Raw genomic sequence first — 26,658 nt, forward strand, 5'->3', positions numbered from 1 at the left:
GGCTGGCCTTGCACCCCGCCTGGCGCGAGGCATGATGTGTTTTTCTTTTCCGCGTGGTGTCCGATGCATTTGTTCGCCCTGCTGCTCGGCGCCGTGATGGTGTTTGCGACACTGATCGACGCGTTCGAGGTGGTCTTGCTGCCGCGCCCGGTTCGCCGCCGCATTCGGTTGAACCACTACTTCTTCAAGTGCACCTGGGCGGTCTGGGCTCGGTGCGCCCGCCTCTGGCCAGACGGACGCCAGCGTGAGGACTTCATCGGGGTCTACGGGCCGCTGTCGATGGTGATGCTCTTCGCCGTGTGGGGCGCGAGCCTGATCGTCGGCTTCGGTCTGGTGCAGTGGGCGCTGCAGGCCTTCCTGCCTGGCGGCGGCGCGGCGTCGCTCGCAACCCAGATCATCGTCAGCGGCGACGCCTTCTTCACGCTCGGCTATGGCGACAGCGTGCCGCACCATGGGGTGGCACGTCTGCTGGTGATCGTCGAGGCGGGCACGGGCTTCGGGTTCATCGCGCTGACCATCGGCTACCTTCCCGTGCTCTACCAGCACTTCACCCGCCGCGATCTTCAGCTCATCGAATTCGCGGCCCGGGCCGGCTCGCCGCCGACGGCCGCTGCACTGCTGGCCTGGCATGCGCACGGCAGTCCGGAAGCGCTGGAGCGCTGGTTGAGAGATTGGGAGGTCTGGGCCAGCGACCTGATCGAGAGCCAGGCCGTGTACCCGATGCTCGCCTTCTACCGATCGCAACACGAGGGCCAGTCGTGGCTGGGGTCGCTGGCCGTGGTGCTGGACGTGTGCACGCTGCTCATCGCCGGGAGCGACGACCAGCGACGCAACCAGGCCACCGCCACGTTCTCCGCATTGCGGCGCATCCTCGACGAGGCGATCGATGCGTTGCGCGTGAGGCCGGCCGCAAAGGTCGGCCATCGGGGGATGGACGCCGACGCGTTGAGGGCGCTCGCACCCGACATTCGCCGCCTGCTGCCGGCCTGGCGCGACGACGAGCTGGCCGTGCAGGCGATGAGCCGGCTGCGCAAGAGCTACGAGCCCCAGCTCGAAGGGCTGGCGGCCTACCTGCTGCTGCACCTTCCCGACTGGCGCGGACCCACGGAAAGTGCCGCGCAGCGCTTCGGTCGTGAAGCGGTCGTGCGTCAACTCACCGAGGGACGCGGCGACTGATCGCCATCGGCAGGCGCGATCCTGGCGAGGTCATGCGGTTGTGGCGATGCACCGCTGGCGCTAAGGCATCGGCCCGCGCTTGACGGGGATCAAGGGGGTGCGGGGCGTTCCCACTATTCTGTGGACGGTCGTTGTGCTTGGCTTTCGAGGCCGACGGCGCGACCGAGCTTTCGATCAACTCCGTTTCGCGTCGACCGCGGAAATCCTGAGGACCGCGCATGTCTGAGCCAACTCCGCCTTCGCCTGTCACGCATCTCGACACGGTGGCGCACGGCGCCCTGGCACGCCTGACCGGCGCACTCTCTCCGGCATCGGCCCTGCTGGCCGGGCTGGACTGGGGCGCGCACCTCGCGGTGTCGCCGGGGCGGCAACTGGCGCTGGCGCAACTGGCCGGCGAACACGCGCAGCAGCTCGCCCGCTATCTGCACGAATGCCTGCTGGCGGGCCCGGGCGAGGCGCGCGCGCTGGTCGAGCCCCCGGCCCGCGACCGCCGGTTCGCCGAGCCCGAATGGCGCCAGTGGCCCTTCAATCTCTGGCATCAGTCCTTTCTCCTGACGCAGCAATGGTGGGACGCCGCCACGCACGGCATCGCTGGTGTCGAGAAGCACCACGAGAACGTGGTGGCCTTCTGTGCCCGCCAGTGGCTCGACATGCTCTCGCCGGGCAACCGCTTCCTCACCAACCCGACGGTGCTGCGCCGCACGATGGCACAGGGCGGCGTGAACCTGGTGCGCGGCATGCAGAACCTGGCCGAGGATCTGTCGCGGCTCGCCGCCGGTACTGCGCCCGCCGGGACCGAGGCCTTCGTCGTCGGGCGCGACGTGGCGGCCACGCCGGGGAAGGTCGTGCTGAAGAACCGGGTGATGGAGCTGATCCAGTACACGCCGACGACGGCCACCGTGCATGCCGAGCCGGTGCTCATCGTGCCGGCGTGGATCATGAAGTACTACGTGCTCGACCTCTCGCCGTCGAATTCGCTGATCCGCTACCTGGTGGCGCAGGGGCACACGGTCTTCTGCATCTCGTGGAAGAACCCGGGCGTGGAGGAACGCGACCTGGGCATGGACGACTACCTGCAGTCCGGCTTCCAGGCCGCGCTCGATGCGGTCAATGCCATCGTGCCGCGGCAGCGCGTGCATGCCGTGGGCTACTGCCTGGGCGGCACGCTGCTGGCCATCGCGGCGGCCGCGATGGCGCGCGACGGCGACGAGCGCCTGGCGTCGGCCACGCTGCTGGCGGCGCAGACAGACTTCAGCGAGCCTGGCGAGCTGGGGCTCTTCATCGACGAGAGCCAGGTCAGCCTGCTCGAGGCGCAGATGGCCGAGACCGGCTACCTCACGGCGGCCCAGATGGCCGGCGCCTTCCAGATGCTGCGCTCCTACGACCTGCTGTGGTCGCGCCTGGTCAACGAGTACATGCTGGGCGACCGCGCCCCTATGAACGACCTGATGGCCTGGAACGCCGACGCGACGCGCATGCCCGCGACGATGCATTCGCAGTACCTGCGCCGCCTGTTCCTGAACGACGACCTGAGCGAAGGGCGCTACCCGGTCGGCGGCCGGCCGGTGGCGCTCGGCGACATCACGTTGCCGCTGTTCATGGTCGGCACCGAGACCGACCACGTCGCGCCCTGGCGGTCGGTGCACAAGCTGCACTACCTCACGGCGACGGACATCACCTTTGTGCTGACCAGCGGCGGGCACAACGCCGGCATCGTCAGTCCGCCGGGCCATCCGCACCGCCATTACCGGATGCTTCGGCGCGAGGCCGGCGGCAGCTATGTCGCGCCGGACGCGTGGCTCGCCGCCGCACCGGACGCCGAAGGCTCCTGGTGGCCGGCTTGGCAGCAGTGGCTCGCGGGGCGGTCGGGCCGGCGCGTGAAGCCGCCGCGCATGGGCGCCACGGGCTACGCGCCCATCGCCGATGCGCCGGGCAGCTACGTTCTGGAGAAATGAGATGAACACCACCTTGCAGGGCAAGAAGGGGCTGGTCGTCGGCATCGCCAACGCGCAGAGCATCGCGTGGGGCTGCGCACGCGCGTTCCGCGATGCTGGTGCCGAGCTGGCCGTGACCTGGTTCAACGACAAGGCGCGCCCGCATGTGGAGCCGCTGGCGCAGCAACTGCAGGCGCCCATCGCGCTGCCGCTGGACGTGGAGCAGCCCGGCCAGATGGAGGCCGTGTTCGCCGCCATCGAACAGCAGTGGGGGCGGCTCGACTTCGTGCTGCACTCCATCGCCTTCGCCCCCAAGAGTGACCTGCATGGCCGCGTGACCGACAGTTCGCGCGAAGGCTTCGGTCGGGCGATGGACATCTCCTGCCATTCCTTTGCGCGCATGGCCCGGCTGGCCGAGCCGCTGATGAAAGACGGCGGCAGCCTGATGACCATGAGCTACGTGGGCGCCGAAGAGGTGATCCCCGACTACGGTCTGATGGGCCCGGTGAAGGCCGCGCTGGAGGCCAGCACGCGCTACATGGCGGCCGAGCTCGGCCCCAGGGGCATCCGCGTCAACGTCGTTTCGCCCGGCCCGCTGGCCACGCGCGCGGCGTCGGGCATCCCGAACTTCGATGCGCTGCTCCAAGAGGCCGTTCGTCGTGCGCCGCTGCGGCGGCTGGTGGGTATCGCAGAGGTCGGCGCACTGTGCGCCTTCCTGGCCAGCGACGCTTCGAGCGCGATGACCGGGGGCACGCTGTATGTGGACGGCGGCGCTCACATCCTGTGAACCCGGCCGCATGCTGAAACCCGCCGTTCTCGCCACCGTCCTGCTGCTCGCCGGCTGCGCCTCCATGGCACCCGATGTCGAGGTACCGGCGCTGCCCGTGCCCGCGGCGTACCCCGCCGACGCCCTGACCGACCCCGCGGCCACGCCCGGTCAGCACGCCGCCGCGCTGGACTGGCGCGAGCACTTCGCCGACCTGCGGCTGCAGCAATTGATCGCGCAGGCGCTGCAGAACAACCGCGACCTGCGCCTGGCCGCGCTGCGCGTGCAGGAGGCGCGCGCGGCCTACGGCATCCAGCACGCCGAGCGCTTTCCCGTCGTGGGTGTCGGTGGCGACGCCCGCCGCGCCCGCGTGCCCGCGTCGCTCAGCACCGCGGGCCGGGCCATGGTCGGCAGCCAGTACCAGGTGGCGCTGGGCGTGAATGCGTGGGAGATCGATTTTTGGGGCCGCGTGCAGAGCCTGCAGGACGCGGCCCTGCAAAGCTACCTCGCCAGCGATGCGGCGCGGCGCGCGCTCACGCTGTCGCTGGTGGCGCAGGTGGCCGACGGCTACCTCAGGCTGCGCGAACTGGACGAGCGCCTGGTGCTGGCCCGCCGCAGCATCGCCTCGCGCGCGGAGTCGTTGCGCATCTTCACGCGCCGCGTCGAGGTCGGGTCCACCTCGCGACTCGACCTGGCCCAGGTGCAGACCCTGTCGACCCAGGCCCGCGCGCTGGGTGCCCAGCTGGAACAGCAGCGCGCCGTGGAGGCCCATGCGCTGGCGCAGCTGGTCGGCGGCCCGGTCGACCTGGCACCGGCGGCCACACCGCTGGACGACAGCGCCGTGCTCCAGCCGCTGGACGCCGGCCTGCCGTCTGCATTGCTGGCCGACCGGCCCGACATCCTGGCGGCCGAACACCGGCTGCGCGCCGCCAACGCCAACATCGGCGCCGCGCGCGCCGCCTTTTTCCCACGCATCGCGCTGACCGCCAACGCCGGCGTGGCCAACGCCCAGCTCGACGCGCTGTTCGAGGGTGCCAGTCGGGCCTGGACCTTCGCGCCGAGCATCTCGCTGCCGATCTTCGACGGCGGCGCCCGCAGGAGCGCTCTGGACCTGACTGAAGTGCGGCGCGACCTGGCCGTGGCCGACTACGAGAAGACCGTGCAGGCCGCGTTCCGCGACGTGGCCGATGCGCTGTCGGCGCGCCAGTGGCTGGCCGAGCAGGTGCGCATCGGCGCGGAAGGCCTGGCGGCCCAGGCCGAGCGCGCGCGCCTTGCCACGCTGCGCTATGACCATGGCGCGGCCGCGTTTCTCGAGGTGCTGGACGCACAGCGCGACCTGCTCGCGGCCGAACAGTCGCAGGTGACGACGCGCCGCGCGCTGCTGTCGGCCCGCATCGCCCTGTATGCGGCGCTGGGCGGCGGCGCCCAGCATGTCGACACCGCCGCTGCCCCTTGATCCCCCCGAACACGTCCATGAATCCGAACCCCGCTCGCAAACAAAAACTGATCGCCGCCGCCATCGTGCTGGCCCTGGCCGCCGGCGGCGGGTATGTCTGGCAGAAGACCCGGCACAACGGACCTGGCGAGGGCTTCGTCAGTGGCAACGGCCGCATCGAGGCCACCGAGATCGATGTCGCGGCCAAGCTCGGCGGGCGACTGCAGGCGCTGCTGGTGGAAGAGGGCGCCTTCGTCAAGGCCGGCCAGAAGCTGGCCGAGATGCAGGTCGACGTGCTCAATGCGCAGCGCGACGAAGCCCGCGCCCAGCACGCGCAGACACTGACTGCCGTGGCCAGCGCCCGCGCCCAGGTCAGCGCGCGCGAGAGCGACCGCGCCGCCGCGCTGGCCGTGGTGGCCCAGCGCGAGAGCGAGCTCGACGCCGCGCAGCGCCGGCTGGTGCGCTCGCAGACGTTGTCGGCCGAAGGCGCGTCGTCCCTTCAGGAGCTCGACGACGACCGCGCCCGCGTGCGCAGCGCCCAGTCCGCCGTCGCCGCCGCACGCGCCCAGGCTGCCGCCGGCCAGGCGGCCATCGACGCGGCGCGCGCCCAGGTCGCCGGGGCGCAGTCGACCGTCGGCGCGGCCGAGGCCACCATCGCCCGCGTCCAGGCCGACATCACCGACAGCGCATTGACGGCGCCGCGCGACGGCCGGGTGCAGTACCGCGTGGCCCAGCCCGGCGAGGTGCTGGCCGCCGGCGGCAAGGTGCTGAACCTGGTCGACCTGTCGGACGTCTACATGACCTTCTTCCTGCCCGAGACGGTGGCCGGCCGCGTGGCGCTGGGCAGCGACGTGCGCATCGTGCTCGACGCCGCACCCGGCTTCGTGATACCGGCCAAGGTGAGCTTCGTCGCCAGCACCGCGCAGTTCACACCCAAGACGGTGGAAACCGCGAGCGAACGGCAGAAGCTCATGTTCCGCGTGAAGGCGCGGATCGACCGTCAGCTGCTGAAGGAGCACCTGGAACAGGTCAAGACCGGCCTGCCCGGCGTGGCCTGGCTCAAGCTCGACGACAAGGCCGAGTGGCCGGCCGAGCTGGTGGTGAAAGTGTCCCGGTGAGCGATGTCGTCGCCCGGGTCGAGGGCTTGAGCCAGCACTACGGCAAGACCTGCGCGCTGGACACCGTCACGCTGGACATCCCGGCCGGCTGCATGGTCGGGCTGATCGGACCCGACGGCGTGGGCAAGTCCAGCCTGCTGGCGCTGCTGTCCGGCGCACGCGCCGTGCAGCAGGGCCGCATCGAGGTGCTGGGCGGCGACATGGCGGCCAAGGCGCACCGCGACCGCGTGTGCCCACGCATCGCCTACATGCCGCAGGGCCTGGGCAAGAACCTCTACCCCACGCTGTCGGTGGAAGAGAACCTGCAGTTCTTCGCGCGCCTGTTCGGCCATGCGGCCGCCGAGCGCCGCCGCCGCATCGACGACCTCACGCGCAGCACCGGCCTGCAGCCCTTCCTGTCACGGCCGGCCGGCAAGCTCTCGGGCGGCATGAAGCAGAAGCTGGGCCTGTGCTGCGCGCTGATCCACGACCCCGACCTGTTGATCCTCGACGAGCCCACCACCGGTGTCGACCCGCTGGCGCGCGCGCAGTTCTGGGGCCTGATCGCGCAGATCCGCCAGGCGCGGCCCGGCATGAGCGTGGTGGTCGCCACTGCCTACATGGACGAGGCCCAGGGCTTCGACTGGCTGGTGGTGATGGACGATGGCCGCGTGCTCGCGGCGGGCACGCCCGCCGAGCTGCTGCAGCGCACCCGCAGCGACTCGCTGGAGGAGGCCTTCATCCAGCTGTTGCCCGACCAGAAGAAACAGGGCTATGCGCCGGTCGAGATCCCACCGCTGCCGGCGGACGGCGCCGAGGACATCGCCATCGAAGCCCAGGGCCTGACCATGCGCTTCGGAGACTTCACCGCCGTGCACCGCGTGAATTTCCGCATCCGGCGTGGCGAGATCTTCGGCTTCCTCGGCTCCAACGGTTGCGGCAAGTCGACCACCATGAAGATGCTGACCGGCCTGCTGCCCGCCACCGAGGGCCGGGCCTGGCTGTTCGGCCAGGAAGTGGAGCCGAAGGATATCGACACGCGCCGGCGCGTCGGCTACATGACGCAGGGCTTCTCGCTGTATGGCGAGCTGACCGTGCAACAGAACCTGTTGCTGCACGCGCGGCTGTTCCACGTCGCCGAGGCCGAGGTGCCGGCGCGGGTGGACGAAATGGTGGCGCGCTTCGACCTGTCTGCCGTGCGCGCCAGCCTGCCCGAGAGCCTGCCGATGGGCATGCGTCAGCGTCTGTCGCTGGCGGTGGCCATGGTGCACCGCCCCGAGCTGCTGATCCTCGACGAACCCACCTCGGGCGTGGACCCGGTCGCGCGCGACAACTTCTGGCGGCTGCTGATCACGCTGTCGCGGCGCGACAAGGTCACCATCTTCATTTCCACTCACTTCATGAACGAGGCCGCGCGCTGCGACCGCATGTCGATGATGCATGCCGGCAAGGTGCTCGACAGCGACACACCGGCCAACCTGGTGGCCAAGCGCGGCGCGAAGACGCTGGAAGAGGCCTTCATCGGCTACCTGGTCGATGCCGGCGGCGGCGGCGCACCGGCCGAACGCAGTGCCGCGCCCGCCCGGGTGGAGGTCGAGCCGCCGGCGGCCGAAGTACCCGCCGCGGCCCGCGCGCGGGCGCCCCACTTCAGCGTGCAGCGGCTGTGGAGCTACCTGTGGCGCGAGACGCTGGAGCTGCAGCGCGACCCGGTGCGCGCGACGCTCGCGTTGGGCGGCTCGTTGATCCTGCTGTTCGTGATGGGCTTCGGCATCAACATGGATGTGAACCAGTTGAGCTATGCGGTGCTGGACCGCGACCAGAGCACGATCAGCCAAAGCTACACGCTGAACCTGAGCGGCTCGCCCTACTTCTCCGAGCAGGCGCCCATCGCCGACTATGCCGACATGGATCGCCGCATGCGCAGTGGCGAGCTGTCGCTGGCCATCGAGATCCCGCCCGGCTTCGGCCGCGACGTGCTGCGCGGCAGCCGGGCCCAGGTCGGCGCCTGGATCGACGGGGCCATGCCCGCGCGTGCCGAAACCGTGCAGGGCTACGTGCAGGGCATTCACCAGCAGTGGCTGGCCGACCGGATGCTCGAACGCGGCGTGAGCACGGCCGGCGCCGGCTCGGTGCAGACGCGCTTTCGCTACAACCCCGACGTGAAGAGCCTGCCGGCTATGGTGCCGGCCGTGATCCCGATGCTGCTGCTGATGCTGCCGGCCATGTTGACGGCGCTGGCGGTGGTGCGCGAAAAGGAGATGGGCTCCATCATCAACCTGTATGTCACGCCGGTCACCCGCACCGAGTTCCTGCTGGGCAAGCAACTGCCCTACGTCGGCCTGGCGATGGTCAACTACCTGCTGATGTGCGCCCTGGCCGTGACCGTGTTCGGCGTGCCGATGACGGGTAGCTTCCTGGCGCTGACCGTCGCGGCCGCGATCTTCAGCTTCGCCTCGACCGGCATGGGGCTGCTGGCCTCGGCCATCACGCGCAGCCAGATCGCGGCCATCTTCATCACCATGCTGGGCACCATCATCCCGGCCCAGATGTTCGCCGGGCTGACCGACCCCGTCTCCTCGCTGGAAGGCGGTGCGCGCCTGGTCGGTGACATCTACCCGGCCAGCTACATGTTCACCATCAGCCGCGGCGTGTTCAGCAAGGGGCTGGGCCTGGGCGACCTGGACGGCCTGATGCTCCCCATGCTGATCTCGGTGCCGGTGATCCTGGGCATTGCCATCCTGCTGCTCAAGAAGCAGGACAGCTAAGGGCCACCATGGGAAGACACATCGCCAACATCTACCGCCTCGGCGTGAAGGAACTGTGGAGCCTGTGGCGCGACCCGATCATGCTGGTGCTGATCGTCTACACCTTCACCCTGTCGGTCTACACCTCGGCTCGCGCCATCCCGGAGACGCTGCACAACGCACCGATCGCCATCGTCGACGAAGACGGCTCGCCGCTGTCCGCGCGCATCGCGTCGGCCTTCTACCCGCCGCAGTTCACGCGGCCGGCGATGGTCACGCTCGCCGAGATGGACCCGGGCATGGACGAGGGCCTCTACACCTTCGTGCTGAACATCCCGCCGAACTTCCAGCGCGAGGTGCTGGCGGGCCGCGCGCCCGAGCTGCAGCTCAACGTCGACGCCACCCGCATGAGCCAGGCCTTTTCCGGCAGCGGCTACGTGCAGCAGATCGTGCTGGCCGAGGTCAACGAGTTCGTGCAGCGCTACCGCGGCAGCACCGCGCCACCCGTGGAACTGGCGCTGCGCGCGCGCTTCAACCCGGCGCTGGAGAAGGCCTGGTTCGGCGCGCTGATGCAGATCATCAACAACGTCACCCTGCTGTCGCTGATCCTGACCGGCGCGGCGCTGATCCGCGAGCGCGAGCACGGCACCATCGAACACCTGCTGGTCATGCCGGTGACACCGACCGAGATCATGCTGGCCAAGGTCTGGGCCATGGCGCTGGTGGTGCTGGTGGCCGCCGCGGTGTCGTTGATCGGCGTGGTGCGCGGTTTCATGGGGGTGCCCATCGAGGGCTCGGTCCCGCTCTTCCTGCTCGGGGCCGCGCTGTCGCTGTTCGCCACCACGTCGATGGGGATTTTTCTGGCGACCGTGGCGCGCTCGATGCCGCAGTTCGGCATGCTGGTGGTGCTGACGGTGCTGCCGCTGCAAATGCTCTCCGGCGGCATGACGCCGCGCGAGAGCATGCCGCAGGTCGTGCAGACGCTGATGCTGGCCGCACCGACCACGCATTTCGTCGAACTCGGCCAAGCCATCCTTTTCCGCGGCGCAGGGCTGAACGTGGTCTGGCGGCCGTTCTTCTGGCTGCTGGTCATCGGCTCGGTGCTGTTCGCCTATTCGCTGGGCCGCTTCCGCAAGACGGTGGCGCAGATGACCTGAGCGGCGCACCACGCCACAACACCGCAGAGGACACCGATGCAGAGAGCCCAAACCGATACCTTGCGCATGCTGCGCAACCGTACCTTCGACGAAATCGGCGTCGGCGACAGCGACTGCATCCAGCGCACGCTGACCGCGCAGGACATCCAGCTCTTCGCGGTGATGTCCGGCGACGTCAACCCGGCCCATCTGGACGCCGAGTACGCGGCGTCCACCCGCTTTCATGGCGTGATCGCCCACGGCATGTGGGGCGGTGCGCTGATCTCGGCCGTGCTGGGCACGCGTCTGCCCGGCCCCGGCACGGTGTACCTGGCGCAGACGCTGAAGTTCCTGCAGCCGGTGCGCGTCGGCGACACGCTGACGGTGCGCGTGACCGTGACCTGCAAGGACGCAGCGAAGCATCAGGTCACGCTGGCCTGCACCTGCGTGAACCAGGACGGAAAGACCGTGATCGACGGCGAGGCCACGGTGCTGGCGCCCCGCGAGAAGGTCGAGCGACCGGCCAACACGCTGCCCGAGGTGCGCATCACGACGGCCGATGGCCTGCCGCGCCTGTTGCAGCACGTGCGGCCGCTGGCGGCGATCCGTGTCGCCGTGGTCCACCCCTGCGACGCGCTGAGCCTGGGCGGCGCACTCGATGCACGAGCCGCGGGCCTCATCGTGCCGGTGCTGGTGGCCCCGCGCGCGAAGCTGCTGGCCGTGGCGGCCGAGGCCGGCCTGCACCTGGACGGCATCGAGATCGAAGACGTGCCGCACAGTCACGCGGCGGCTGCGCGCGCCGCCCAGATGGCCGGCAAGGGCGAGGTCGAGGCGCTGATGAAAGGCAGCCTGCACACCGACGAACTGATGCGCGCCGTGCTGGCCGCCAGTGCGGGGCTGCGCACCGCGCGGCGGCTGTCGCACTGCTACTTGATGCAGACACCGGCGTATCCGCGGCCCTTCATCCTCACCGACGCGGCGATCAACATCGCACCGACGCTGCCCGAGAAGGCCGACATCGTGCGCAATGCCATCGACCTGGCGCATGCCATCGGCGTGGCGATTCCCCGCGTGGCGATCCTGGCGGCGGTGGAAACGGTCAACCCGGCCATGCCCGCCACGCTCGATGCCGCCGCGCTGTGCAAGATGGCCGACCGCGGCCAGATCGCCGGCGGCGTGCTCGACGGGCCGCTGGCCTTCGACAACGCGGTCTCGATCGCCGCCGCGCGCGTCAAGGGCATCCGCTCCGAGGTGGCCGGCCAGGCCGATGTGCTGGTGGTGCCCGACCTGGAGAGCGGCAACATGCTGGCCAAGCAGCTCGAGTACATGGGCGATGCGGCGACGGCCGGCATCGTGATGGGAGCGAAGGTGCCCATCGTGCTGACCAGCCGCGCCGATTCGCGCGAGACGCGCATCGCCTCGTGCGCCATCGCGCTGCTGCTGGCACATCGCTACCGCACGGCGCGACCCTGAATGCGCAATGCCCACGCAGAAGCACCATGAACCTTCCACGTCCCGATTCGCCGCATGCACCGGATGCCTCGACGCCGACGAGCCGCCTGGTCCTGGTGCTCAACTGCGGCTCATCGAGCATCAAGTTCGCGCTGTTCGATGCCGGCGCGTCGCCGCTGCCGCGCGTGCCGGCCTGGAACGGCAAGGTGCAGGACATCGGCGGTCCGGCGCCGACCTATGGTGAAACCGGCGTCGCGCCGGGGCCGGTCGCCCTCGACGCGCAGCAGCCGTACCACGCGGCGCTGGCGCACATCCGCGATCGCGTGACCGCCCGGCTGGCCGGCCGCCCGCTGGCGGCGGTGGCGCACCGCGTGGTGCATGGCGGCAGCAAGTACGCGGCCCCGGTGCGCATCGACGCCACGGTGCTGGCCGACCTGCGGGCCTTCGTTCCCCTGGCGCCGCTGCACCAGCCGTTCGCGCTGGAGGCCATGGCCGCGCTGCTGGCGTCGCAGCCGGCCCTTCCGCAGGTCGCCTGCTTCGATACGTCCTTCCACCACACCTTGCCCGCCGTCGAGCGGATGCTGCCGCTGCCCTACGCCGCATGGGAGCGGGGACTGCGCCGCTACGGCTTCCATGGCCTGTCGTACGAGTACCTGTCGGTGGCCTTGCCCGAGCGGCATGGCGAGCGCGCGCGTGGCCGCACGATCGTCGCGCACCTGGGCAGCGGCGCGAGCCTGTGCGCCATGCAGGGCCTGCGCAGCGTCGCCACGACGATGGGCTTCTCCGCGCTCGACGGCGTGATGATGGGCACGCGCACCGGCGCGCTGGACCCGGGCGTCGTGCTCTACCTGATGGAGGTCGAGCAGCTCACCGTGGCGCAGGTCGGGCATCTGCTGTACCACGCGTCAGGCCTGCTGGGCGTGTCGGGCGTTTCGTCGGAGCCGCGTGTGCTGCTGGCCGCGGAGGACCGGGAAGACGAGGTCGGCGAGCGCGTGCGTGCCGCGCTGGCGCTTTACGTTCGCCGCATCGTGCGCGAGATCGGCGCGCTGGTGGCGGTGCTCGGCGGGCTGGACCTGCTGGTCTTCACGGCCGGCGTGGGCGAGCACAGCACGCCGATCCGCGAGCGCGTCTGCGCCGCGCTGGGCTACCTCGGCCTGGTGCTGGACGATGCGGCCAACGCGCGCCATGCCCCCTGGATCTCTGCCGCCGACAGCCGCGTGGGCGTGGCGGTGGAGCCGACCAACGAGGAGTGGATCGCCGCGCGCGATGCCGCGGCGCTGCTGTTCCGCGCCAGCGCCGACGGCTCGGTCGACTGATGCCGACGATTCGCCGCGACGCGGTGTTCATCCGGGCCGTCGGGCGGACTTGATCGCCATCAAGCGCCCGCCGAGGCGCCGCACCTAGAGTGGGGGCCGATCCCCCCTTCATCCACCGCCGCACCCCGGCCGATCGAGTCCCTCCGTCATGTACCGAAAGATCCTGGTCCCCATCGATGGCAGCACGACCTCGCAGCGCGCGCTGACCGAAGCTGCGCAGTTGGCGCAGCTCTGCGGCGCATCGCTGGTGCTGCTGCACATCGTCGACGACGCTGCGCACGTCAACGGCTTCGAGCGACCGGCGGTCTACCTCCAGGACATCCGCCCGCGCTTCCTCGCGGCCGGCCAGGCGCTGCTCGACACCGCCAAGGCCGGGCTGGCCGGCACGCCGGTCGCAGTGGAGACCGTGCTGGTGGAATGCTGTGGCGACCGGGTGTCCGAGCGCATCGTCGAGCATGCGGCGACCTCCGGCGCCGACCTGATCGTGCTCGGCACGCATGGCCGGCGCGGGGTCGACCGCCTGCTGCTCGGCAGCGACGCCGAGCAGGTCGCGCGCCTGGCGCCGGTGCCCGTGATGCTGGTGCGCGCGCAGCGCGACTGAGCATCGGTCAGCGCACGGGTTCGATCGTGATCACCGTGAGCGTGCCGTCGAGCTTGTCGGCGGTGAACCGCACCTTGTCGCCGGCCTGAACCTGCGTGAGCAGGGCGGGCTCCTTCACGCGGAACACCATCGTCATCGGGCTCATCTCGATGTTCGGAATCTCGGCGTGGCGCAGCGTGATCTTCTGCTGCGCGATGTCGACCTTGCGCACCTCGCCGTCAACCAGAGGCAGCGGCGCCTGGGCGAAAGCGGCGAGGGACAGGGTGGCCAGGCCGAGGGCCAGGGGCGTGATGAAACGTCGCGTCATGACGGCTCCTTTCGTCCGTGGGTTCAACGGTGGCTGCTGAAGACACGCGAGCCGCCACCGGCCAGCACCAGCAGCACGTCGTAGGGGTCCCGCCGGTCGCCGTACACCGCACCGTCCATGCCCGGCGAGCCGATCGGCATGCCGGGAACGGCGAGACCCACGGCGCGGGGACGTTCCTTGAGCAGTCGTCGCAGATCGGCTGCCGGCACATGACCCTCGATGGCGTAGCCGTCGACCTGGGCGGTATGGCAGGAGCCGAACTTCGCGGGGATGCCCAGACGTTGGCGCGCCGCGGCATTGCCTTTGTCGTGCACGCGCGTGGCGAAGCCGTTGGCATTGAGGTGCTTGACCCAGTCGAGGCAACAGCCGCAGTTGGGGTCTTTCCAGATGTCGACCATCGGTGCGGCCGCATGGGCGCCGGACGTCAGCAGCGTGCCGACGGCGAGCAGGGCGAAGGGCGTGTGGCGCAGAAGCGTGCGTCTGTTCATGAGGGACTCCTTGAAATTCAGCGGGTTCATCGGGCGGGCAGCACACGCACGCGCCCGGCCATGCCGAGTTCGTAGTGGTCGCCGACCAGGCAGGCGAAATCGAAGTCGCCGGGGCGGTTGAAGTGCCACACCAGCTCGCCCGTTCGGCCGGCCTTCACATGCGCCATCCACGGGTCGTCATGCTCAATGGTCGGGTGCTTCTTCATCTGTTCGGCATGCTCGTCGATGGTCGCGCGAGTGCCGAGCACCAGCTCGTGCAGCTCCTTGCCGCGGTTGCGCAGGCGCAGGCGGACGGTCTCGCCTTCGCGCACGTCGATCACCGATGGCGTGAAGCGCATGTCGTCGGTCATGGCGATGTCGATGGTGCGGCGCACGGCCCGGGCTTCGCCGGCAATGCCCCAGGCCTGCTGTTCCGCGGGCAGCGCGGCCTGCGCGGCACGGGGCGTGTGCGCTTCATGCGCCAGGACGAAGGCCGGCGCGGCGAGCAGGGCACTCGCCATCAGTGTGCGTAAGAGGTTCATCGCGAATCCTTCGAGAGAGGTGAGGGGGTTTCAATGTGCGTGGCCACCATGGCCGGAAGGTTTGCGAACGCTGGCGTCGGGCGTGGCCGTGGAAGCCGGGGCCGCCGGTGCGGTGGCGGGCGGTGCGCTGTCGCCGCGCACCTCGCGCGCCACCGTGCCGGCCGGGTGTTTGAACCAGCCGGGGTCGCGGTAGTCGCCAGGCCGCTGGTCGCGCCGCACTTTCAGCAGCGTGAACATGCCGCCCATCTCGGCGGGGCCGAACGGGCCCTGGCCGGCCATCATGGGCAGCGTGTTGTCGGGCAGCGGCATCTCCATCGCGCCCATGTCGGCCATGCCCTTGTCACCCATCACCATGTAGTCGGGCACCAGCTTCTGGATCTTCTCGGCGATGCCGCGGTGGTCGACGCCGATCATGGTCGGCACGTCGTGCCCCATCGGCCCCATCGTGTGGTGGCTCTTGTGGCAGTGCAGCGCCCAGTCGCCTTCCTCGTCGGCGATGAACTCGACCTGGCGCATCTGGCCGACCGCGACGTCGGTCGTCACCTCGGGCCGGCGCGCCGTCTTCGGCACCGGGCCGCCGTCGGTGCCGGTCACCTCGAACTCGTGCCCGTGCACGTGGATCGGATGGTTCGTCATCGTGAGGTTGCCCACGCGGATGCGCACGCGGTCGCCCTTGCGCACGTTGAGCGAGTCGATGCCGGGGAACACGCGGCTGTTGAAGGCCCAGGTGTTGAAGTCGGTCATGGTGTTGACCTTGGGCGTGGCGCTGCCGGGCTCGACGTCGAAGCTGCCGAGCAGGAAGCAGAAGTCGCGCTGCACCTCGGCGATCAGCGAATGCCGAGCCTTCGGGTGCGTCACCCAGAAACCCATCATGCCCATCGCCATCTGCGTCATCTCGTCCGCGTGCGGGTGGTACATGAACGTGCCGGGCCGGCGCGCGACGAACTCGTAGACGAAGGTCTTGCCCGGCGGGATGTGCGGCTGCGTGATGCCGCCGACGCCGTCCATGCCATTGGGCAGGCGCTGGCCGTGCCAGTGCACGGTCGTGTGCTCGGGCAGCTTGTTGGTCACGAAGATGCGCACGCGGTCGCCTTCGACCACCTCGATCGTCGGGCCGGGCGACTGGCCGTTGTAGCCCCACATGTTGACCTTGAAGCCGGGTGCCATCTCGCGCACGACCGGCTCGGCGATCAGGTGGAATTCCTTGACGTTGCCGTTCATGCGCCAGGGCAGCGTCCAGCCGTTGAGCGTGACGACCGGGTTGTAGGGGCGGCCATCGGGCGGCAATAGCGGGGCGGCGGTGGCGGTCGACGATTGCGTGTGTGCGTCGGGCAAGGCTGCGAGCGCGACGCGGCTGACGCTGGCGGCGGCGACGGCCGTGGCCGCGCCAGTGAAGAAGTGGCGGCGGTCCATCAGTGGGCTCCTGCGGGGGATGTGGTGGCGCTGTCGCCTGTGGTTTGCAGGGCGCTCAGGCCCGCCGGCGAACTGCCGGTGAGCGCGAGTTGCAGGTCGGTGTCGGCCAGCCAGAAGTCGCGTTGGGCGTCCATGGCCGCGCTCACCGCAAGCATGCTGGCGCGCGTCTCGGCGAGCAGTTCCCACACGCTCGACAGCATGCCGTTGTAGCGCAGCAGCATCTCGTCGTTGACCTTCTGGCGCAGCGGCAGCACCTCGGTCTGGTAACGGTGCGCCACGGCCCACGCGCTGCGCCAGCCGCCGTAGGCTTCGCGTGCCTCGCTCGCGGCTTGCAGGCCGGTGGCGCGCACGCGGGCGGCCGATTGGCCGTAGAGCGCCTCGGCGCGGGCGTTGCGCGCCAGTCCCCAGTCGAAGAGCGGGATCGGCAGCGCGAGTTCGACACCCCGCTGCGTGCTGCGGCCACCGTCGGCGTCGTTCGAGAAGGTGGTGTTGCGCACCACGCCGATCTCCAGCGCATCGACGAAACGCGTGGCTTTCGTGAGGCCCAGCGAATCGGCGGTGGCCGAGGCCTGCGCCTGCGCGGCGCGCACGTCGAGCCGGTCGCGCAGCGCGCTGGCCTGCACGTCCGTCAGCGTGGGCATCGACACCGGCAGCGGTGGCAGGCGGTCGGGCAGGCGGTAGGTCGATTGCGCGTCGGCCAGGCCCATCAGGCGGGTGAGCTGTTCGCGGCTGGCGAGCGCGCTCTGCTCGGCGCGCGCAAGCTGGGCCGACGCATCGGCCAGCAATAGCTGTTCGCGCGTGCGTTGCAGCGCACTCCAGTTGCCGACCTGCGCCATGCGCTGCGCCAGATCGGCACCGGCTTCGGCCGCGGCCTTGGCATCGCGCAGGTAGATGACCGCCTGCTGCGCCGCCACCGCGCGCACCCAGGCACGGCGGGTGTCGGCGGCCAGTTGCAGCACGCTCTGCGCGGCCTGCAGCTTGGCGACCTCGTGGCGCTGGCCGGCCCAGCGGGCCTGCCAGGGCAGGGTGAGCAGGCCCAGCACGTTGAAGCTCAGCGCGCGCTCCAGTTCGAGTTCGCGCCCTTCGCGCAGGCGGCCGAAGGCGAACACCGGGTTGGGCAGCGACGCGGCCTGCGCGCGGTCGGCGTCGCTCAGTTGCAGCGTCGCGAAGGCCTCTTGCATGCGCGGACCATTGGCCAGTGCGATGCGCACGGCCGCCTGCGCGTCGAGCGGCTGCAGCAGCAGCGCGTCGACGGCCTGGCGGCTGGCGGCGTCGGGTGCGCGGCGCGGTGCGGCGTCGCCGACGATGGGGTTGCGCGCGACGAGCGCCTGCACGTCGCGCTCGCCGCCATCGGGCGCGACGCTGGCGCAGCCGGCCAGAAGGAGCGCGAGCGCAGCGGTCGCCGCACGCTGCGGATGAGGAAGACGAAGGCCGCCGTCAGAACGGCGCGGCCGGCCCCGGAAGGGGCGATGAACAAGGGTCACGGTGGATCTCCACGAGCGAGGAAGCGGCCGCATGCCACCCGGAAAGGGCGAACTGCGGACGGACTGCGGGCAGGGAGATCAGGAAATGGGCGGCTTGAAGCCTTGGGCGGCTTCGGCGCTGGCGAAACGCATCGCGTCGGCGATCGGCGCGTGGGCCGGCGCTGCGGCCGGCATCGGCACCTCGGGCCAGGCCGTCACCGCGACGGAATGGCAGAACTGGCAGGTGTCGCAGGTGGTGTGCGCGCCATGGCCGCTGTCGGCTGCGTCGTGCGCGGGCGCGCGGTCCATCGCCGCATGGGCGGCATGCCTGTCGTGAGCATCGTCCGACGGCGTCGCGTGCACCGTGTGCGTCGCTACGGCGTCATCGGCCATGGCATGCATCGCGTGCCCGGCCGAGGCCGACTGCACCGGCGCCAGCATCATGGCGTCGCCCAGCCAGCCGCGCGGGGGCAGCAGGACGATGGCGAGGACGAGGACCAGCAGACGCATGGCCCGGATGATAAGCGCCGCGCCGGCCGACCTCAACCGTAGCGACGACGTGCCAGGGCGGCGCCTTCTGCCAATGCCTTCAGCTTGCCAAGCGCCACCTCGCGGCTCATGGGCGCCAGGCCGCAGTTGGTGCAGGGCAGAAGCCGGTCCTTGGGCACGTACTGCAGCGCCTGCCCGATGGTGTCCGCCACCTGCTCGGGCGTCTCGATGTCGTCGCTGGCCACGTCGATCACGCCGACCATGACGTCCTTGCCGTCCAGCAGCTTCATCAGGTGCGGCGGCACATGCGAGTGGAAGCATTCCAGGCTGACCTGGTCGATGCTGCTCTTCGCGAGTGCGGGGAACACGTCCTCGTACTGGCGCCATTCCTCGCCGAGCGAGGCTTTCCAGTCGACGTTGGCCTTGATGCCGTAGCCGTAGCAGATGTGAACGGCCGTGGTGCAGGTCAGGCCCTGGGCGGCGCGCTCCAGCGCCTTCACGCCCCAGTCGGCCGCCTCCTTCATGTAGACGTTGAAGGCAGGTTCGTCGAACTGCACGATGTCCACGCCGTCGGCCTGCAGCGCCAGCGCTTCCTGGTTCAGCAGTTCGGCAAAAGCCATCGCCATCTTCACGCGGTCGCCGTAGTGCTGGTCCGCCACGGTGTCGACGATGGTCATCGGCCCGGGCAGCGTGAACTTGATCTTGCGATCGGTGTGGGCACGCAGCAGGCGCGCCTCGGTCGCGTGAACACGGCCTTTCAGGCGCAAGGGCGCGACCACCTGCGGGACCATCGCGTCATACCGGTTGTTGCGGATGCCCATCTTCACCTTGTGCTCGAAGTCGATGCCCTCGACTTGCTCGAGGAAACCGTGCACGAAGTGCTGACGTGATTGCTCGCCGTCGCCGATCACGTCCAGGCCGGCGTCCTCCTGCGCCTTGATCCACAGCAGCGTGGCGTCGGCCTTGGCCTGCGCCAGGTCGGCGCCTTCGGCCCGCCATTGCGGCCAGAGCTTCTGCGTTTCCGACAGCCAGGCCGGCTTGGGCAGGCTGCCCGCGATGGTGGAAGAGAAAAGGGGTCGTGTCATGGCGTGTCCTGGGTCGGGGAAAGAGGGGCGCTCGCGTTGGCATGCGCCGTGTCAGCGCAGCTTGTCGTAGCCGGGGTTCTGCAGGTGATGGTAATGGTGCTGACGGCGCGCTTCGTCCATGCGCAGGCCGGTACGGATCCCGGCGCGGATGGCGTTCTCCTGTTCGGTGATTTCCTCGGCGTACTGCAGCACCTGCGCCTGCATCGCCTGCGGGATGACGACCACGCCGTCCGCGTCGCCTCGCAGCAGGTCACCGGGGAGCACGTTCACGCCGCCGATCTGCACCGGCACTTGGAGGCCGGCGAGCTGGATGCGGCCCTTGCCGGTGCGCATCCAGTGGCCCCGGCTGAAGATCGGGTAGTTCAGTTCCCGGCACAGTGCGACGTCACGGTTGATGCCGTCGATCACGGTGCCGGCCATGCCGCGGTGGTGCGCCATCTCGGTGAGGATGTTGCCCCAGGTGCCCATCGTGTCCCGGCCGCGGTTGTCGATGGTGATCACGCTCCCGGGCGGCACGTCGTCGATGAAGTCGCCGACGAAGCCGTCTTCGTCGTGGCCGGCCGGCCGGTAGAGCACGGTGTAGGCATGCCCGGCCATCCGGAAGCCGGGGTCGCGCGGGCTGATCTCGTAGCACTGGCCGACGATGCCGGAGCGGTCCAGCGCATCGCTCAGGGCGGCGCAGTCCAGGCGCAGGGCGCGCGCGACGAAGTCGGCGTCGGGTGTCGGTGAGAGGGTATCGGTCATGGTGTCGGTGTCGATGAGAGGGGTGAAAGCGTGAGAAAGCCGCGCGGCGTCAGTCGGCCTTGATGTTGGCGGTCTTGATGACCTTGGACCAGTACTGGATGTCCTTGCGCACGACGGCATCGAGTTGCGCCGGCGGCATGTAGCGGATCTCGACGCCGGCGGCTTCGGCCGATTTCTTGACCTGCGGCGTCTGCAGGGCGGTCTTCGCGGCCTCGGTGAGCTTGGCGATCGCGGCCGGCGGCGTGCCCTTGGGCGCGAACAGGGCGACCCAGGCTTCGAGCTCGAACCCGGGGAAACCCGCTTCGGCCGAGGTCGGCACATCGGGCATCTGCGGCAGGCGTTGCTTGGCCGCCACGGCGAGCGCGCGCACCTTGCCGTTCTGCACGAAGCCCATCACGGAAGGCGGCGTGGCCACCGTCATCTGGACATTGCCGGCGATCACGTCCTGCATGGCGGGCCCGGCGCCCTTGTAGGGCACGTGCACGATGTCGATCTGGTTGAGCTGCTTGAACAGTTCCACGCCGACATGCGGGACCGAACCCGTGCCCGAGGTCGCGTAGTTGAGCTTGCCGGGATTGGCCTTGGCATAGTCGACCAGTTCGCGCAGGTTCTTCACCGGCGTCGACGGGTGCACCGCGACCACGTGCGGCGACACCACCAGCATGCCGACGGGCACGAAGTCGCGCAGCGGGTCCCAGGTGAGGTTCGAATACATCGACGGGTTGCCGACGTGGAACATGGAATAGCCGACCAGCAGCGTGTGGCCATCGGGCGCAGCGCGTGCGACGGCGCTCGCGGCGATGTTGCCGCCCGCACCGGCGCGGTTGTCGATCACCACCGGCTGGCCGAGGCTTTGTCCCATCGACGGCACGACCATGCGCGCCACGGTGTCGAGAATGCCACCCGGAGGGACCGGAACGATCAAGGTGACGGGGCGGTCGGGATAGGCAGGCTGCGCCGCAGCGGGTGCCGCGAGCGCAGCGAGGCACAGGGCGATGGCAGCGAGTTTCGATGGCATGGTGTTGTCTCCTTCGTATGATCGGCAGGGTCGCCGCATTTAAATATCAGTTAGAGAATCTAATATATCCTGAGAGTCGATTGATATGCAAACAGAGGAAACCAGCGCGAGTGACGCCACCAGCCAGCCGGAGCGGATCCGGTCGGCGTTGCTGCAGGCGATCGAAGCCGGCGAATTGCTGCCCGGCGATGCGGTCGACGAGAAAGCACTGGCCGACCGTTTCGGGGTGTCGCGCACGCCGGTGCGCGAGGCGCTGCTCACCCTGGCAGCGCAGCACCTCGTGCGCATCGTTCCGCGCTCGGGCATTTACGTGCACGCGCCTGCGGCTTCGGAACTCGTGAGCATGCTGGAGGCGCTGTCGGAACTCGAAGCCGTGGTGGCGCGCCTGTGCGCGCTGCGCATGGATCCCGGGCAGCGAGACCGGATGCAGCGCCTGACCGAAGCGACGCGCCAAGCCGCGGCGGCGGGCGACCGGCATGGCTACGAGACCGAGAACGGGCACTTTCACGATGCGCTCTACGAGGGCTGCGGCAACCCGGTCGTGGTGGAACAGGTGCGTCAGTTGCGGCTGCGGCTGGCGGCCTTCCGTCGCCGGGTGCGTGACCAACCGGGCCGGTTGCTGTCGGCCGCCGTGGAGCACGACGCGGTGGTGGCGGCCATCGTCGACAGCGACGCGGAGCGTGCCGCGCAGGCCATGCGCGAACACATCATCGCGAAAGGGCGCGCTTTCGCGGACCTGCTGCTGGCGCCGGCGAGCGCGCCGGCCGGGCAGGTGCGCCGCTGAATCCAGGTCGACAGCGTCAAGCGCTGCGCAGCAGCCTCAGACCATTCGCCACCACCAGCAGGCTCGCCCCCATGTCCGCGAACACCGCCATCCACATGGTCGCGTTGCCTGCCACGGCCAGTGCGAAGAACACGACCTTGATGCCCAGTGCGATCGAGATGTTCTGCCACAGCACCGTGTGCGTGCGGCGCGACAGGCGGATGGTCTCGGCAATGCGGCCGAGGTCGTCGTTCATGATGACCACGTCGGCCGCCTCCATGGCGATGTCGGTGCCCGCCGCGCCCATCGCGAAGCCGAGGTCGGCCTGCGCCAGCGCGGGGGCGTCGTTGATGCCGTCGCCGGTCATGCCGGTCATGCCGTAGCGCTGGCGCAGGGCCTGCACGGCTTTCAGCTTGTCGTCGGGCAGCAGGTCGCCGCGCGCGTCGTCGATGGCGGCGGCGTCGGCCACGGCGCGGGCGGTGAGGGCGTTGTCACCGGTCAGCATCACGGGCGTCACGCCCAGGGCCTTCAGGTCGGCCACGGCCTGGCGCGAACCGGGTTTCACGGTGTCGGCAACCGCGAAGAGGCCGAGCACGGCGTGCTCGTCGGCCAGCAGCGTCACGGTGCGGCCTTGCCGTTCGTGTTCAGCCAGGGCCTGCACCAGCGCGTCGGTGCGCAGGCCGCGTTCGTCGATGAGCCGCAGGTTGCCGAGCATCAAGGCGCGGCTGCCGATGCGGCCTTCGGTGCCGCGCCCGGCCAGGGCACGCACGTCCGCCACGTCGTCGCGTAGCAGGTCGATGCCCGCGGCGATCGCTTTCGACACCGGGTGGTCGGAGCGTGCAGCGAGGCTGCCCGCGGCGCGGCGTGCCTGCGCCTCGTCCGCATCGCCCCAGGCCTGGAAGGCGACCAGCACGGGCTTGCCTTCGGTCAGCGTGCCGGTCTTGTCGAGCGCCACCGCGCGCAGCTTGCGTGCGCCTTCGAGGTGCGTGCCGCCCTTGATCAGGATGCCGCGCCGCGCCGCGGCGGTGAGGCCGCTCACGACCGTCACCGGCGTCGAGATCACCAGCGCACACGGGCAGGCGATGACCAGCAGCACCAGCGCCTTGTAGATCGCGTCGAGCCAGGCCCAGTCGAGCAACAGCGGCGGCAGCACGGCCACGGCGATGGCCAGTCCGAACACGGTTGGCGTGTAGACCGCGGCGAAGCGCTCGACGAAGCGCTGCGTCGGCGCGCGCGAGGCCTGCGCCTGCTCGACCGATTCGATGATGCGGTCGAGCGTGGTGTGCCCGGCCGCGGCGGTCACGCGCATTTCGAGCTCGCCGGTCTGGTTGACCGTGGCGGCGAAGACCGCATCGCCGACGGCCTTGTCCACCGGGATGCTCTCGCCGGTGACGCTCGCCTGGTCGACCGCGCTGCTGCCGGCCGTCACCACGCCATCGAGCGGCACGCGCTCGCCGGGGCGGATGCGCACCACCGCGTCGACCGCGACGCTGCGTGCCGCCACGCGTTGCCAGGCGCCGTCGGCACCGCGCATCTCGGCCTCGTCCGGCGCCAGCGCCATCAGGCCGCCGATGGCGTTGCGCGCGCGGTCGGCCGCCTTGTGCTCGATGAACTCGGCCAGGGCGTAGAGCGCCATCACCATCGCCGCCTCGGGCCACTGGCCGATGATGAAGGCGCCGGTGACCGCCACCGCCATGAGCGCGTCGATGCCCAGCTTGCCGCGCAGCAGCGACCTCAGGCCGCTGCGGTAGATGCCCGTGCCGGCCAGCGCGATGGCCAGCGCGGCGAGCACCATGCCGCCGATGCGACCCGCGGTGGTCTCGGGCAGGAGCAGGTGACCCAGCTCGGCCAGCACCGCGACGACCAGCGCGGCGATGATGCGCGGCAGCGCGGGCAGCGGTCCGTGGTCGTGCCCGTCGCCGGCGGCCTCGTTGTGCGCGTGGTCGTGGTCGTGGCCTGCATCGCCATGGGCGGGCGCCACCGGTACGCTGGCCGGTCGCAGGCGCATCGGCGCCCCGCAGCAGCTCTCGCAGCCGCTCATGTCTTCGATGGGGCGCTGTGGCGCCGTCGTGGCGGCGGCGGTGTGATCCTGGGACATTCGGGGCGCGTGCTTTCTGTTTTCTTGGGATGTGCCACGATTGGAAACGTTGAAGTCACTCGAAGGTCAAGCCATGTCTGCTCCCATGCCGCGCGTCGCTCAAGGTTTCCGCATCGGCGAGGCCGCGCACGCCAGCGGCGTGAGCGCCGCCAACATCCGCTACTACGAAAAGCAAGGCCTGATGGCGCCGCAGGGCCGCGGCGACAACAGCTACCGCCTCTACAGCGATGCCGACGTGCACACGCTGCGCTTCATCCGCCTGTGCCGGGCGATGGACATGTCGCTCGACGAGGTGCGCACCCTGCTCGGGCTCGACCTGCGCAGCAAGACCGATTGCGACGCCGCCTGCGTGGCGCTCGACGCGCATCTGGGCCATGTGCGCGAACGGCTGCGCGAACTGCGCGCGCTGGAGAAAGACCTGCTCGCGCTGCGAAACAGCTGCGACGGCAGCGATGCGCAGTGCCACATCATCGAGTCGCTGCACGCACGGGCCGATGCGCAGCCGCTGCGCGGCGAGCGCGGCACGTCGGCCACGCGGCATGTTTGACCCTCTACCGGCGGGTGCGCGTCAATCGGGCGGCGACATGTCGATGACCTGACGGATGGCGGCCAGGAGCTGCCGTGCACCCTCCGTGGGCTCGCCCGCTTGCCGCATCGTCACCCCCACCGGTCCCTCCGTCGAACGGGTATCGACAGCCAGCTGAACCAGTTCGCCACGTCGCATGGCGCTGCTCGCCGCGCCGCGCGGCGCGAACCACACGGCATCCGTGCCCTGCAGGAAGCTAAGCACGAAGGTGGTGTCGGTGGCCTCGATGACCGCGCGCGGCAGGACACTCCCTCGCGCAAAAAGAAACGCGTCCGCCGTGTCCCGGACCAGCGTGCCCTGCACGGGAACGACCATCGGGAATGCCGCCATCTCGGTCAGCGTGGGGCTGCCTGCATCGGCCAACGGATGCCCGGGTCGGACGACCAGAATGAGCGGTTCGCTGAAGAGTTGAAGGAACACCAAGTCGACCATGGCGGAAGGCATTGCCAGCCGACCGACCACCATGTCGATCTCGCCCTGGCGCAACTGCGTCATGAGCTGCGCGTTGGTGCCGCTCACCACCCGAACGCGCAGGTCGTGGTTCGTGCGGCCCATCAGTGCGATCGCGGCCGGCAGCAGGCTGGCAGCCATGTTCGGTAGGGCGCCGACGGCGACACGCAGTTGTTCCGCCTCGGTCTGATCGAGCGCCAGCGACAGGCCTTCGCGCAAGCCGCGCAGCGTGGCGACCGAATGGCGCACCAGCACCTCGCCAGCGGGCGTCAGGTCCACCCCTCGGCGGCGGCGCACCAGAAGTCGGCGCCCGACGATGTCTTCCAGCTCGGCGATGGTCTTGGAGACGGCCGGCTGCGTCAGCGCCAGCGCACGGGCGGCGCGAACCAGGTTCTTTTCCTGGCCCACGATCGCGAGACATCGCAGATGACGCAGTTTCAGTCGATCAAAGTTCATGGCTGATGCCTCTTCGCAAATGAACGAGGGCGAATCAAATATAACCAGATGGAATAGCTGGCAGAACAGCTTTCATTTGTGAGTGCGAGGGGCGCGTCATAGAGTGGCCGCACAAACGGAGACAAGCCATGACTATTTCGCCTCGTGTGCGCCTTGCGGCGGCGCTTTTCGCCTTTGCGCCGTTGGTGGCCGCCATTCCGCACAACGCCTGGGCGCAGGCGGCCGACTTTCCCGACAAGCCGGTGAAGTTGCTGACCAACTTTCCCGCAGGCGGGCCGCTCGACATCCTGGGCCGGGCCTTGGCCATCCCGCTGCAGGCCGAGCTGAAGCAGCCTTTCGTGGTGGACAACCGACCCGGCGCCGGCGGCAACATCGGTGCCGATCTGGTCGCCAAGAGTCCGGCCGATGGCTACACGGTGCTCTTGACGATCGACACGACCCTCACCATCAATCCGCATCTCTACGCGTCGATGCCTTTCGAGTTGAAGGATCTCAAGCCTTTGATGATCGTCAGTTCTTCGGGCCTGACGGTCGGCGTCGTGCCGTCGGTGGCGGCCAGGACGCTGCCCGACTTCATCGCGCAGACGAAGAGGGAGAACATCACTTTCGCCTCGGCGGGCAACGGCAGCCCCGGTCACCTTGCCGCGGAGATCTTCGCGACTGCGACTGGCTCGAAGATCACGCACGTGCCCTATCGCGGCAACGCGCCGGCCGTGACTGCGCTGCTCTCGAACGAGGTGCAGGCGGGCATCCTCGCCACACCTGGTCTTCTTCCCCATCTTCAGGCGGGCAAGGTGCGGCCGCTGGCCGTCACCGGTGGCCGGCGGTCCCCACTGCTTCCCGCGGTGCCGACCGTCGGCGAACTCGGCATGAAGAATCTCCAGTTCGAAGTGCTCTACATGGCGATGGTGCCGGCCGCCACGCCCGAGCCGATCGTCGCCAAGCTGCGCGACGCGTTGCTCAAGACACTGGCCATGCCGGAGATCGAGCGCCGTCTTGCGAGTCTGGACATGGTGGGCCTCGGCGAAACGGGCAAGGTCGCGGCCGATCACCTCGATGCGAACCGTGCGCGCTACGGTGCGGTCGTGAAGTCGACGGGCATGAAAGTGGATTGACGCGC

General features: G+C 69.7%; 24 protein-coding genes. 13 read left to right on the top strand and 11 right to left on the bottom strand.

Features of this window, described 5'->3' with window-relative positions; translation table 11 throughout:
• Positions 1-63: 63 nt before the first annotated feature.
• From ACSFA0_RS18225 to ACSFA0_RS18270, 10 genes are all read left to right on the top strand, one after another.
• A complete protein-coding gene (locus ACSFA0_RS18225; protein WP_435451666.1) occupies positions 64-1,176 on the top strand; it encodes an ion channel in 1,113 nt (370 codons plus the stop codon).
• Between the two features lie 218 nt (positions 1,177-1,394).
• Positions 1,395-3,131 (top strand): PHA/PHB synthase family protein, encoded by a 1,737-nt coding sequence (locus ACSFA0_RS18230; protein WP_435451667.1) that lies wholly within the window; start codon positions 1,395-1,397, stop codon positions 3,129-3,131.
• 1 nt (position 3,132) lies between these two features.
• The gene (gene fabI, locus ACSFA0_RS18235; RefSeq protein ID WP_435451668.1) at positions 3,133-3,897 is read left to right on the top strand and encodes an enoyl-ACP reductase FabI; all 765 of its coding nucleotides are present in this window, start codon (positions 3,133-3,135) and stop codon (positions 3,895-3,897) included.
• A gap of 10 nt (positions 3,898-3,907) precedes the next feature.
• A complete protein-coding gene (locus tag ACSFA0_RS18240; protein WP_435451669.1) occupies positions 3,908-5,332 on the top strand; it encodes an efflux transporter outer membrane subunit in 1,425 nt (474 codons plus the stop codon).
• 17 nt (positions 5,333-5,349) lie between these two features.
• A complete protein-coding gene (locus ACSFA0_RS18245) occupies positions 5,350-6,429 on the top strand; it encodes an HlyD family secretion protein (RefSeq protein ID WP_435451670.1) in 1,080 nt (359 codons plus the stop codon).
• Positions 6,426-9,173 carry a ribosome-associated ATPase/putative transporter RbbA gene (gene rbbA / locus ACSFA0_RS18250; protein WP_435451671.1) on the top strand — a complete coding sequence of 916 codons (2,748 nt, stop codon included), beginning with the start codon at positions 6,426-6,428 and terminating at the stop codon, positions 9,171-9,173. The genes ACSFA0_RS18245 and rbbA overlap by 4 nt, the downstream gene beginning before the upstream one ends.
• Positions 9,174-9,181: 8 nt before the next feature.
• On the top strand, positions 9,182-10,309 hold the full coding sequence (locus tag ACSFA0_RS18255; protein WP_435451672.1) for an ABC transporter permease: 1,128 nt from the start codon (positions 9,182-9,184) through the stop codon (positions 10,307-10,309).
• Positions 10,310-10,345: 36 nt separating this feature from the next.
• Entirely contained in the window at positions 10,346-11,761 is a 1,416-nt protein-coding gene (locus ACSFA0_RS18260; protein WP_435451673.1) for a bifunctional enoyl-CoA hydratase/phosphate acetyltransferase, read from the top strand.
• A gap of 26 nt (positions 11,762-11,787) precedes the next feature.
• Positions 11,788-13,056: an acetate/propionate family kinase gene (locus ACSFA0_RS18265; RefSeq protein WP_435451674.1), complete on the top strand. Its 1,269-nt coding sequence runs from the start codon at positions 11,788-11,790 to the stop codon at positions 13,054-13,056.
• A gap of 148 nt (positions 13,057-13,204) precedes the next feature.
• Positions 13,205-13,657, top strand: a complete 453-nt coding sequence (locus tag ACSFA0_RS18270) for a universal stress protein (RefSeq protein WP_435451675.1) — start codon at positions 13,205-13,207, stop codon at positions 13,655-13,657.
• Positions 13,658-13,664: 7 nt separating this feature from the next.
• Here the strand turns inward: ACSFA0_RS18270 and ACSFA0_RS18275 are convergent, their stop codons facing one another.
• From ACSFA0_RS18275 to ACSFA0_RS18315, 9 genes are all read right to left on the bottom strand, one after another.
• Positions 13,665-13,964, bottom strand: coding sequence for a copper-binding protein (locus ACSFA0_RS18275; protein ID WP_435451676.1), 300 nt, complete (start codon positions 13,962-13,964; stop codon positions 13,665-13,667).
• Between the two features lie 23 nt (positions 13,965-13,987).
• Complete coding sequence (locus tag ACSFA0_RS18280; protein WP_435451677.1) at positions 13,988-14,452, bottom strand: DUF411 domain-containing protein; 465 nt, start codon at positions 14,450-14,452, stop codon at positions 13,988-13,990.
• A gap of 26 nt (positions 14,453-14,478) precedes the next feature.
• Positions 14,479-14,973: a cupredoxin domain-containing protein gene (locus ACSFA0_RS18285; protein ID WP_435451678.1), complete on the bottom strand. Its 495-nt coding sequence runs from the start codon at positions 14,971-14,973 to the stop codon at positions 14,479-14,481.
• A gap of 30 nt (positions 14,974-15,003) precedes the next feature.
• The gene (locus ACSFA0_RS18290) at positions 15,004-16,386 is read right to left on the bottom strand and encodes a multicopper oxidase family protein (protein WP_435451679.1); all 1,383 of its coding nucleotides are present in this window, start codon (positions 16,384-16,386) and stop codon (positions 15,004-15,006) included.
• On the bottom strand, positions 16,386-17,870 hold the full coding sequence (locus tag ACSFA0_RS18295; protein WP_435451680.1) for a TolC family protein: 1,485 nt from the start codon (positions 17,868-17,870) through the stop codon (positions 16,386-16,388). Before ACSFA0_RS18295 ends, ACSFA0_RS18290 begins: the two co-directional genes overlap by 1 nt.
• Before the next feature lie 78 nt (positions 17,871-17,948).
• The gene (locus ACSFA0_RS18300; protein WP_435451681.1) at positions 17,949-18,359 is read right to left on the bottom strand and encodes a hypothetical protein; all 411 of its coding nucleotides are present in this window, start codon (positions 18,357-18,359) and stop codon (positions 17,949-17,951) included.
• A 32-nt stretch (positions 18,360-18,391) separates the two neighbouring features.
• Complete coding sequence (locus tag ACSFA0_RS18305) at positions 18,392-19,423, bottom strand: methionine synthase (RefSeq protein WP_435451682.1); 1,032 nt, start codon at positions 19,421-19,423, stop codon at positions 18,392-18,394.
• Positions 19,424-19,474: 51 nt separating this feature from the next.
• The gene (locus ACSFA0_RS18310; protein ID WP_435451683.1) at positions 19,475-20,167 is read right to left on the bottom strand and encodes an RraA family protein; all 693 of its coding nucleotides are present in this window, start codon (positions 20,165-20,167) and stop codon (positions 19,475-19,477) included.
• Positions 20,168-20,216: 49 nt separating this feature from the next.
• The gene (locus ACSFA0_RS18315) at positions 20,217-21,185 is read right to left on the bottom strand and encodes a Bug family tripartite tricarboxylate transporter substrate binding protein (RefSeq protein WP_435451684.1); all 969 of its coding nucleotides are present in this window, start codon (positions 21,183-21,185) and stop codon (positions 20,217-20,219) included.
• A gap of 85 nt (positions 21,186-21,270) precedes the next feature.
• Between ACSFA0_RS18315 and ACSFA0_RS18320 the strand changes: the two genes are divergently transcribed.
• Entirely contained in the window at positions 21,271-21,969 is a 699-nt protein-coding gene (locus ACSFA0_RS18320; protein WP_435451685.1) for a GntR family transcriptional regulator, read from the top strand.
• 16 nt (positions 21,970-21,985) lie between these two features.
• On the opposite strand, the gene ACSFA0_RS18325 is transcribed toward ACSFA0_RS18320, so the two are convergent.
• Positions 21,986-24,046 (bottom strand): heavy metal translocating P-type ATPase, encoded by a 2,061-nt coding sequence (locus ACSFA0_RS18325; RefSeq protein ID WP_435451686.1) that lies wholly within the window; start codon positions 24,044-24,046, stop codon positions 21,986-21,988.
• Positions 24,047-24,119: 73 nt separating this feature from the next.
• Between ACSFA0_RS18325 and ACSFA0_RS18330 the strand changes: the two genes are divergently transcribed.
• A complete protein-coding gene (locus ACSFA0_RS18330) occupies positions 24,120-24,593 on the top strand; it encodes a Cd(II)/Pb(II)-responsive transcriptional regulator (RefSeq protein ID WP_435451687.1) in 474 nt (157 codons plus the stop codon).
• 21 nt (positions 24,594-24,614) lie between these two features.
• Here the strand turns inward: ACSFA0_RS18330 and ACSFA0_RS18335 are convergent, their stop codons facing one another.
• Entirely contained in the window at positions 24,615-25,538 is a 924-nt protein-coding gene (locus ACSFA0_RS18335; protein ID WP_435451688.1) for a LysR substrate-binding domain-containing protein, read from the bottom strand.
• A 128-nt stretch (positions 25,539-25,666) separates the two neighbouring features.
• Between ACSFA0_RS18335 and ACSFA0_RS18340 the strand changes: the two genes are divergently transcribed.
• Entirely contained in the window at positions 25,667-26,653 is a 987-nt protein-coding gene (locus ACSFA0_RS18340) for a Bug family tripartite tricarboxylate transporter substrate binding protein (RefSeq protein WP_435451689.1), read from the top strand.
• Positions 26,654-26,658 lie beyond the last annotated feature (5 nt).

Origin of the sequence: Variovorax restrictus, assembly GCF_051216715.1 — a bacterium.
Classification (GTDB): Bacteria; Pseudomonadota; Gammaproteobacteria; order Burkholderiales; family Burkholderiaceae_C; genus Variovorax.

Bases quoted from the DNA above. Each gene is read 5' to 3' on its own strand.
- ACSFA0_RS18225 (WP_435451666.1), top strand. From the start codon at position 64: ATGCATTTGTTCGCCCTGCTGCTCGGCGCCGTGATGGTGTTTGCGACA.
- ACSFA0_RS18230 (WP_435451667.1), top strand. From the start codon at position 1,395: ATGTCTGAGCCAACTCCGCCTTCGCCTGTCACGCATCTCGACACGGTG.
- fabI (WP_435451668.1), top strand. From the start codon at position 3,133: ATGAACACCACCTTGCAGGGCAAGAAGGGGCTGGTCGTCGGCATCGCC.
- ACSFA0_RS18240 (WP_435451669.1), top strand. From the start codon at position 3,908: ATGCTGAAACCCGCCGTTCTCGCCACCGTCCTGCTGCTCGCCGGCTGC.
- ACSFA0_RS18245 (WP_435451670.1), top strand. From the start codon at position 5,350: ATGAATCCGAACCCCGCTCGCAAACAAAAACTGATCGCCGCCGCCATC.
- ACSFA0_RS18255 (WP_435451672.1), top strand. From the start codon at position 9,182: ATGGGAAGACACATCGCCAACATCTACCGCCTCGGCGTGAAGGAACTG.
- ACSFA0_RS18260 (WP_435451673.1), top strand. From the start codon at position 10,346: ATGCAGAGAGCCCAAACCGATACCTTGCGCATGCTGCGCAACCGTACC.
- ACSFA0_RS18265 (WP_435451674.1), top strand. From the start codon at position 11,788: ATGAACCTTCCACGTCCCGATTCGCCGCATGCACCGGATGCCTCGACG.
- ACSFA0_RS18270 (WP_435451675.1), top strand. From the start codon at position 13,205: ATGTACCGAAAGATCCTGGTCCCCATCGATGGCAGCACGACCTCGCAG.
- ACSFA0_RS18275 (WP_435451676.1), bottom strand. From the start codon at position 13,964: ATGACGCGACGTTTCATCACGCCCCTGGCCCTCGGCCTGGCCACCCTG.
- ACSFA0_RS18280 (WP_435451677.1), bottom strand. From the start codon at position 14,452: ATGAACAGACGCACGCTTCTGCGCCACACGCCCTTCGCCCTGCTCGCC.
- ACSFA0_RS18285 (WP_435451678.1), bottom strand. From the start codon at position 14,973: ATGAACCTCTTACGCACACTGATGGCGAGTGCCCTGCTCGCCGCGCCG.
- ACSFA0_RS18290 (WP_435451679.1), bottom strand. From the start codon at position 16,386: ATGGACCGCCGCCACTTCTTCACTGGCGCGGCCACGGCCGTCGCCGCC.
- ACSFA0_RS18300 (WP_435451681.1), bottom strand. From the start codon at position 18,359: ATGCGTCTGCTGGTCCTCGTCCTCGCCATCGTCCTGCTGCCCCCGCGC.
- ACSFA0_RS18305 (WP_435451682.1), bottom strand. From the start codon at position 19,423: ATGACACGACCCCTTTTCTCTTCCACCATCGCGGGCAGCCTGCCCAAG.
- ACSFA0_RS18310 (WP_435451683.1), bottom strand. From the start codon at position 20,167: ATGACCGATACCCTCTCACCGACACCCGACGCCGACTTCGTCGCGCGC.
- ACSFA0_RS18315 (WP_435451684.1), bottom strand. From the start codon at position 21,185: ATGCCATCGAAACTCGCTGCCATCGCCCTGTGCCTCGCTGCGCTCGCG.
- ACSFA0_RS18320 (WP_435451685.1), top strand. From the start codon at position 21,271: ATGCAAACAGAGGAAACCAGCGCGAGTGACGCCACCAGCCAGCCGGAG.
- ACSFA0_RS18325 (WP_435451686.1), bottom strand. From the start codon at position 24,046: ATGTCCCAGGATCACACCGCCGCCGCCACGACGGCGCCACAGCGCCCC.
- ACSFA0_RS18330 (WP_435451687.1), top strand. From the start codon at position 24,120: ATGTCTGCTCCCATGCCGCGCGTCGCTCAAGGTTTCCGCATCGGCGAG.
- ACSFA0_RS18335 (WP_435451688.1), bottom strand. From the start codon at position 25,538: ATGAACTTTGATCGACTGAAACTGCGTCATCTGCGATGTCTCGCGATC.
- ACSFA0_RS18340 (WP_435451689.1), top strand. From the start codon at position 25,667: ATGACTATTTCGCCTCGTGTGCGCCTTGCGGCGGCGCTTTTCGCCTTT.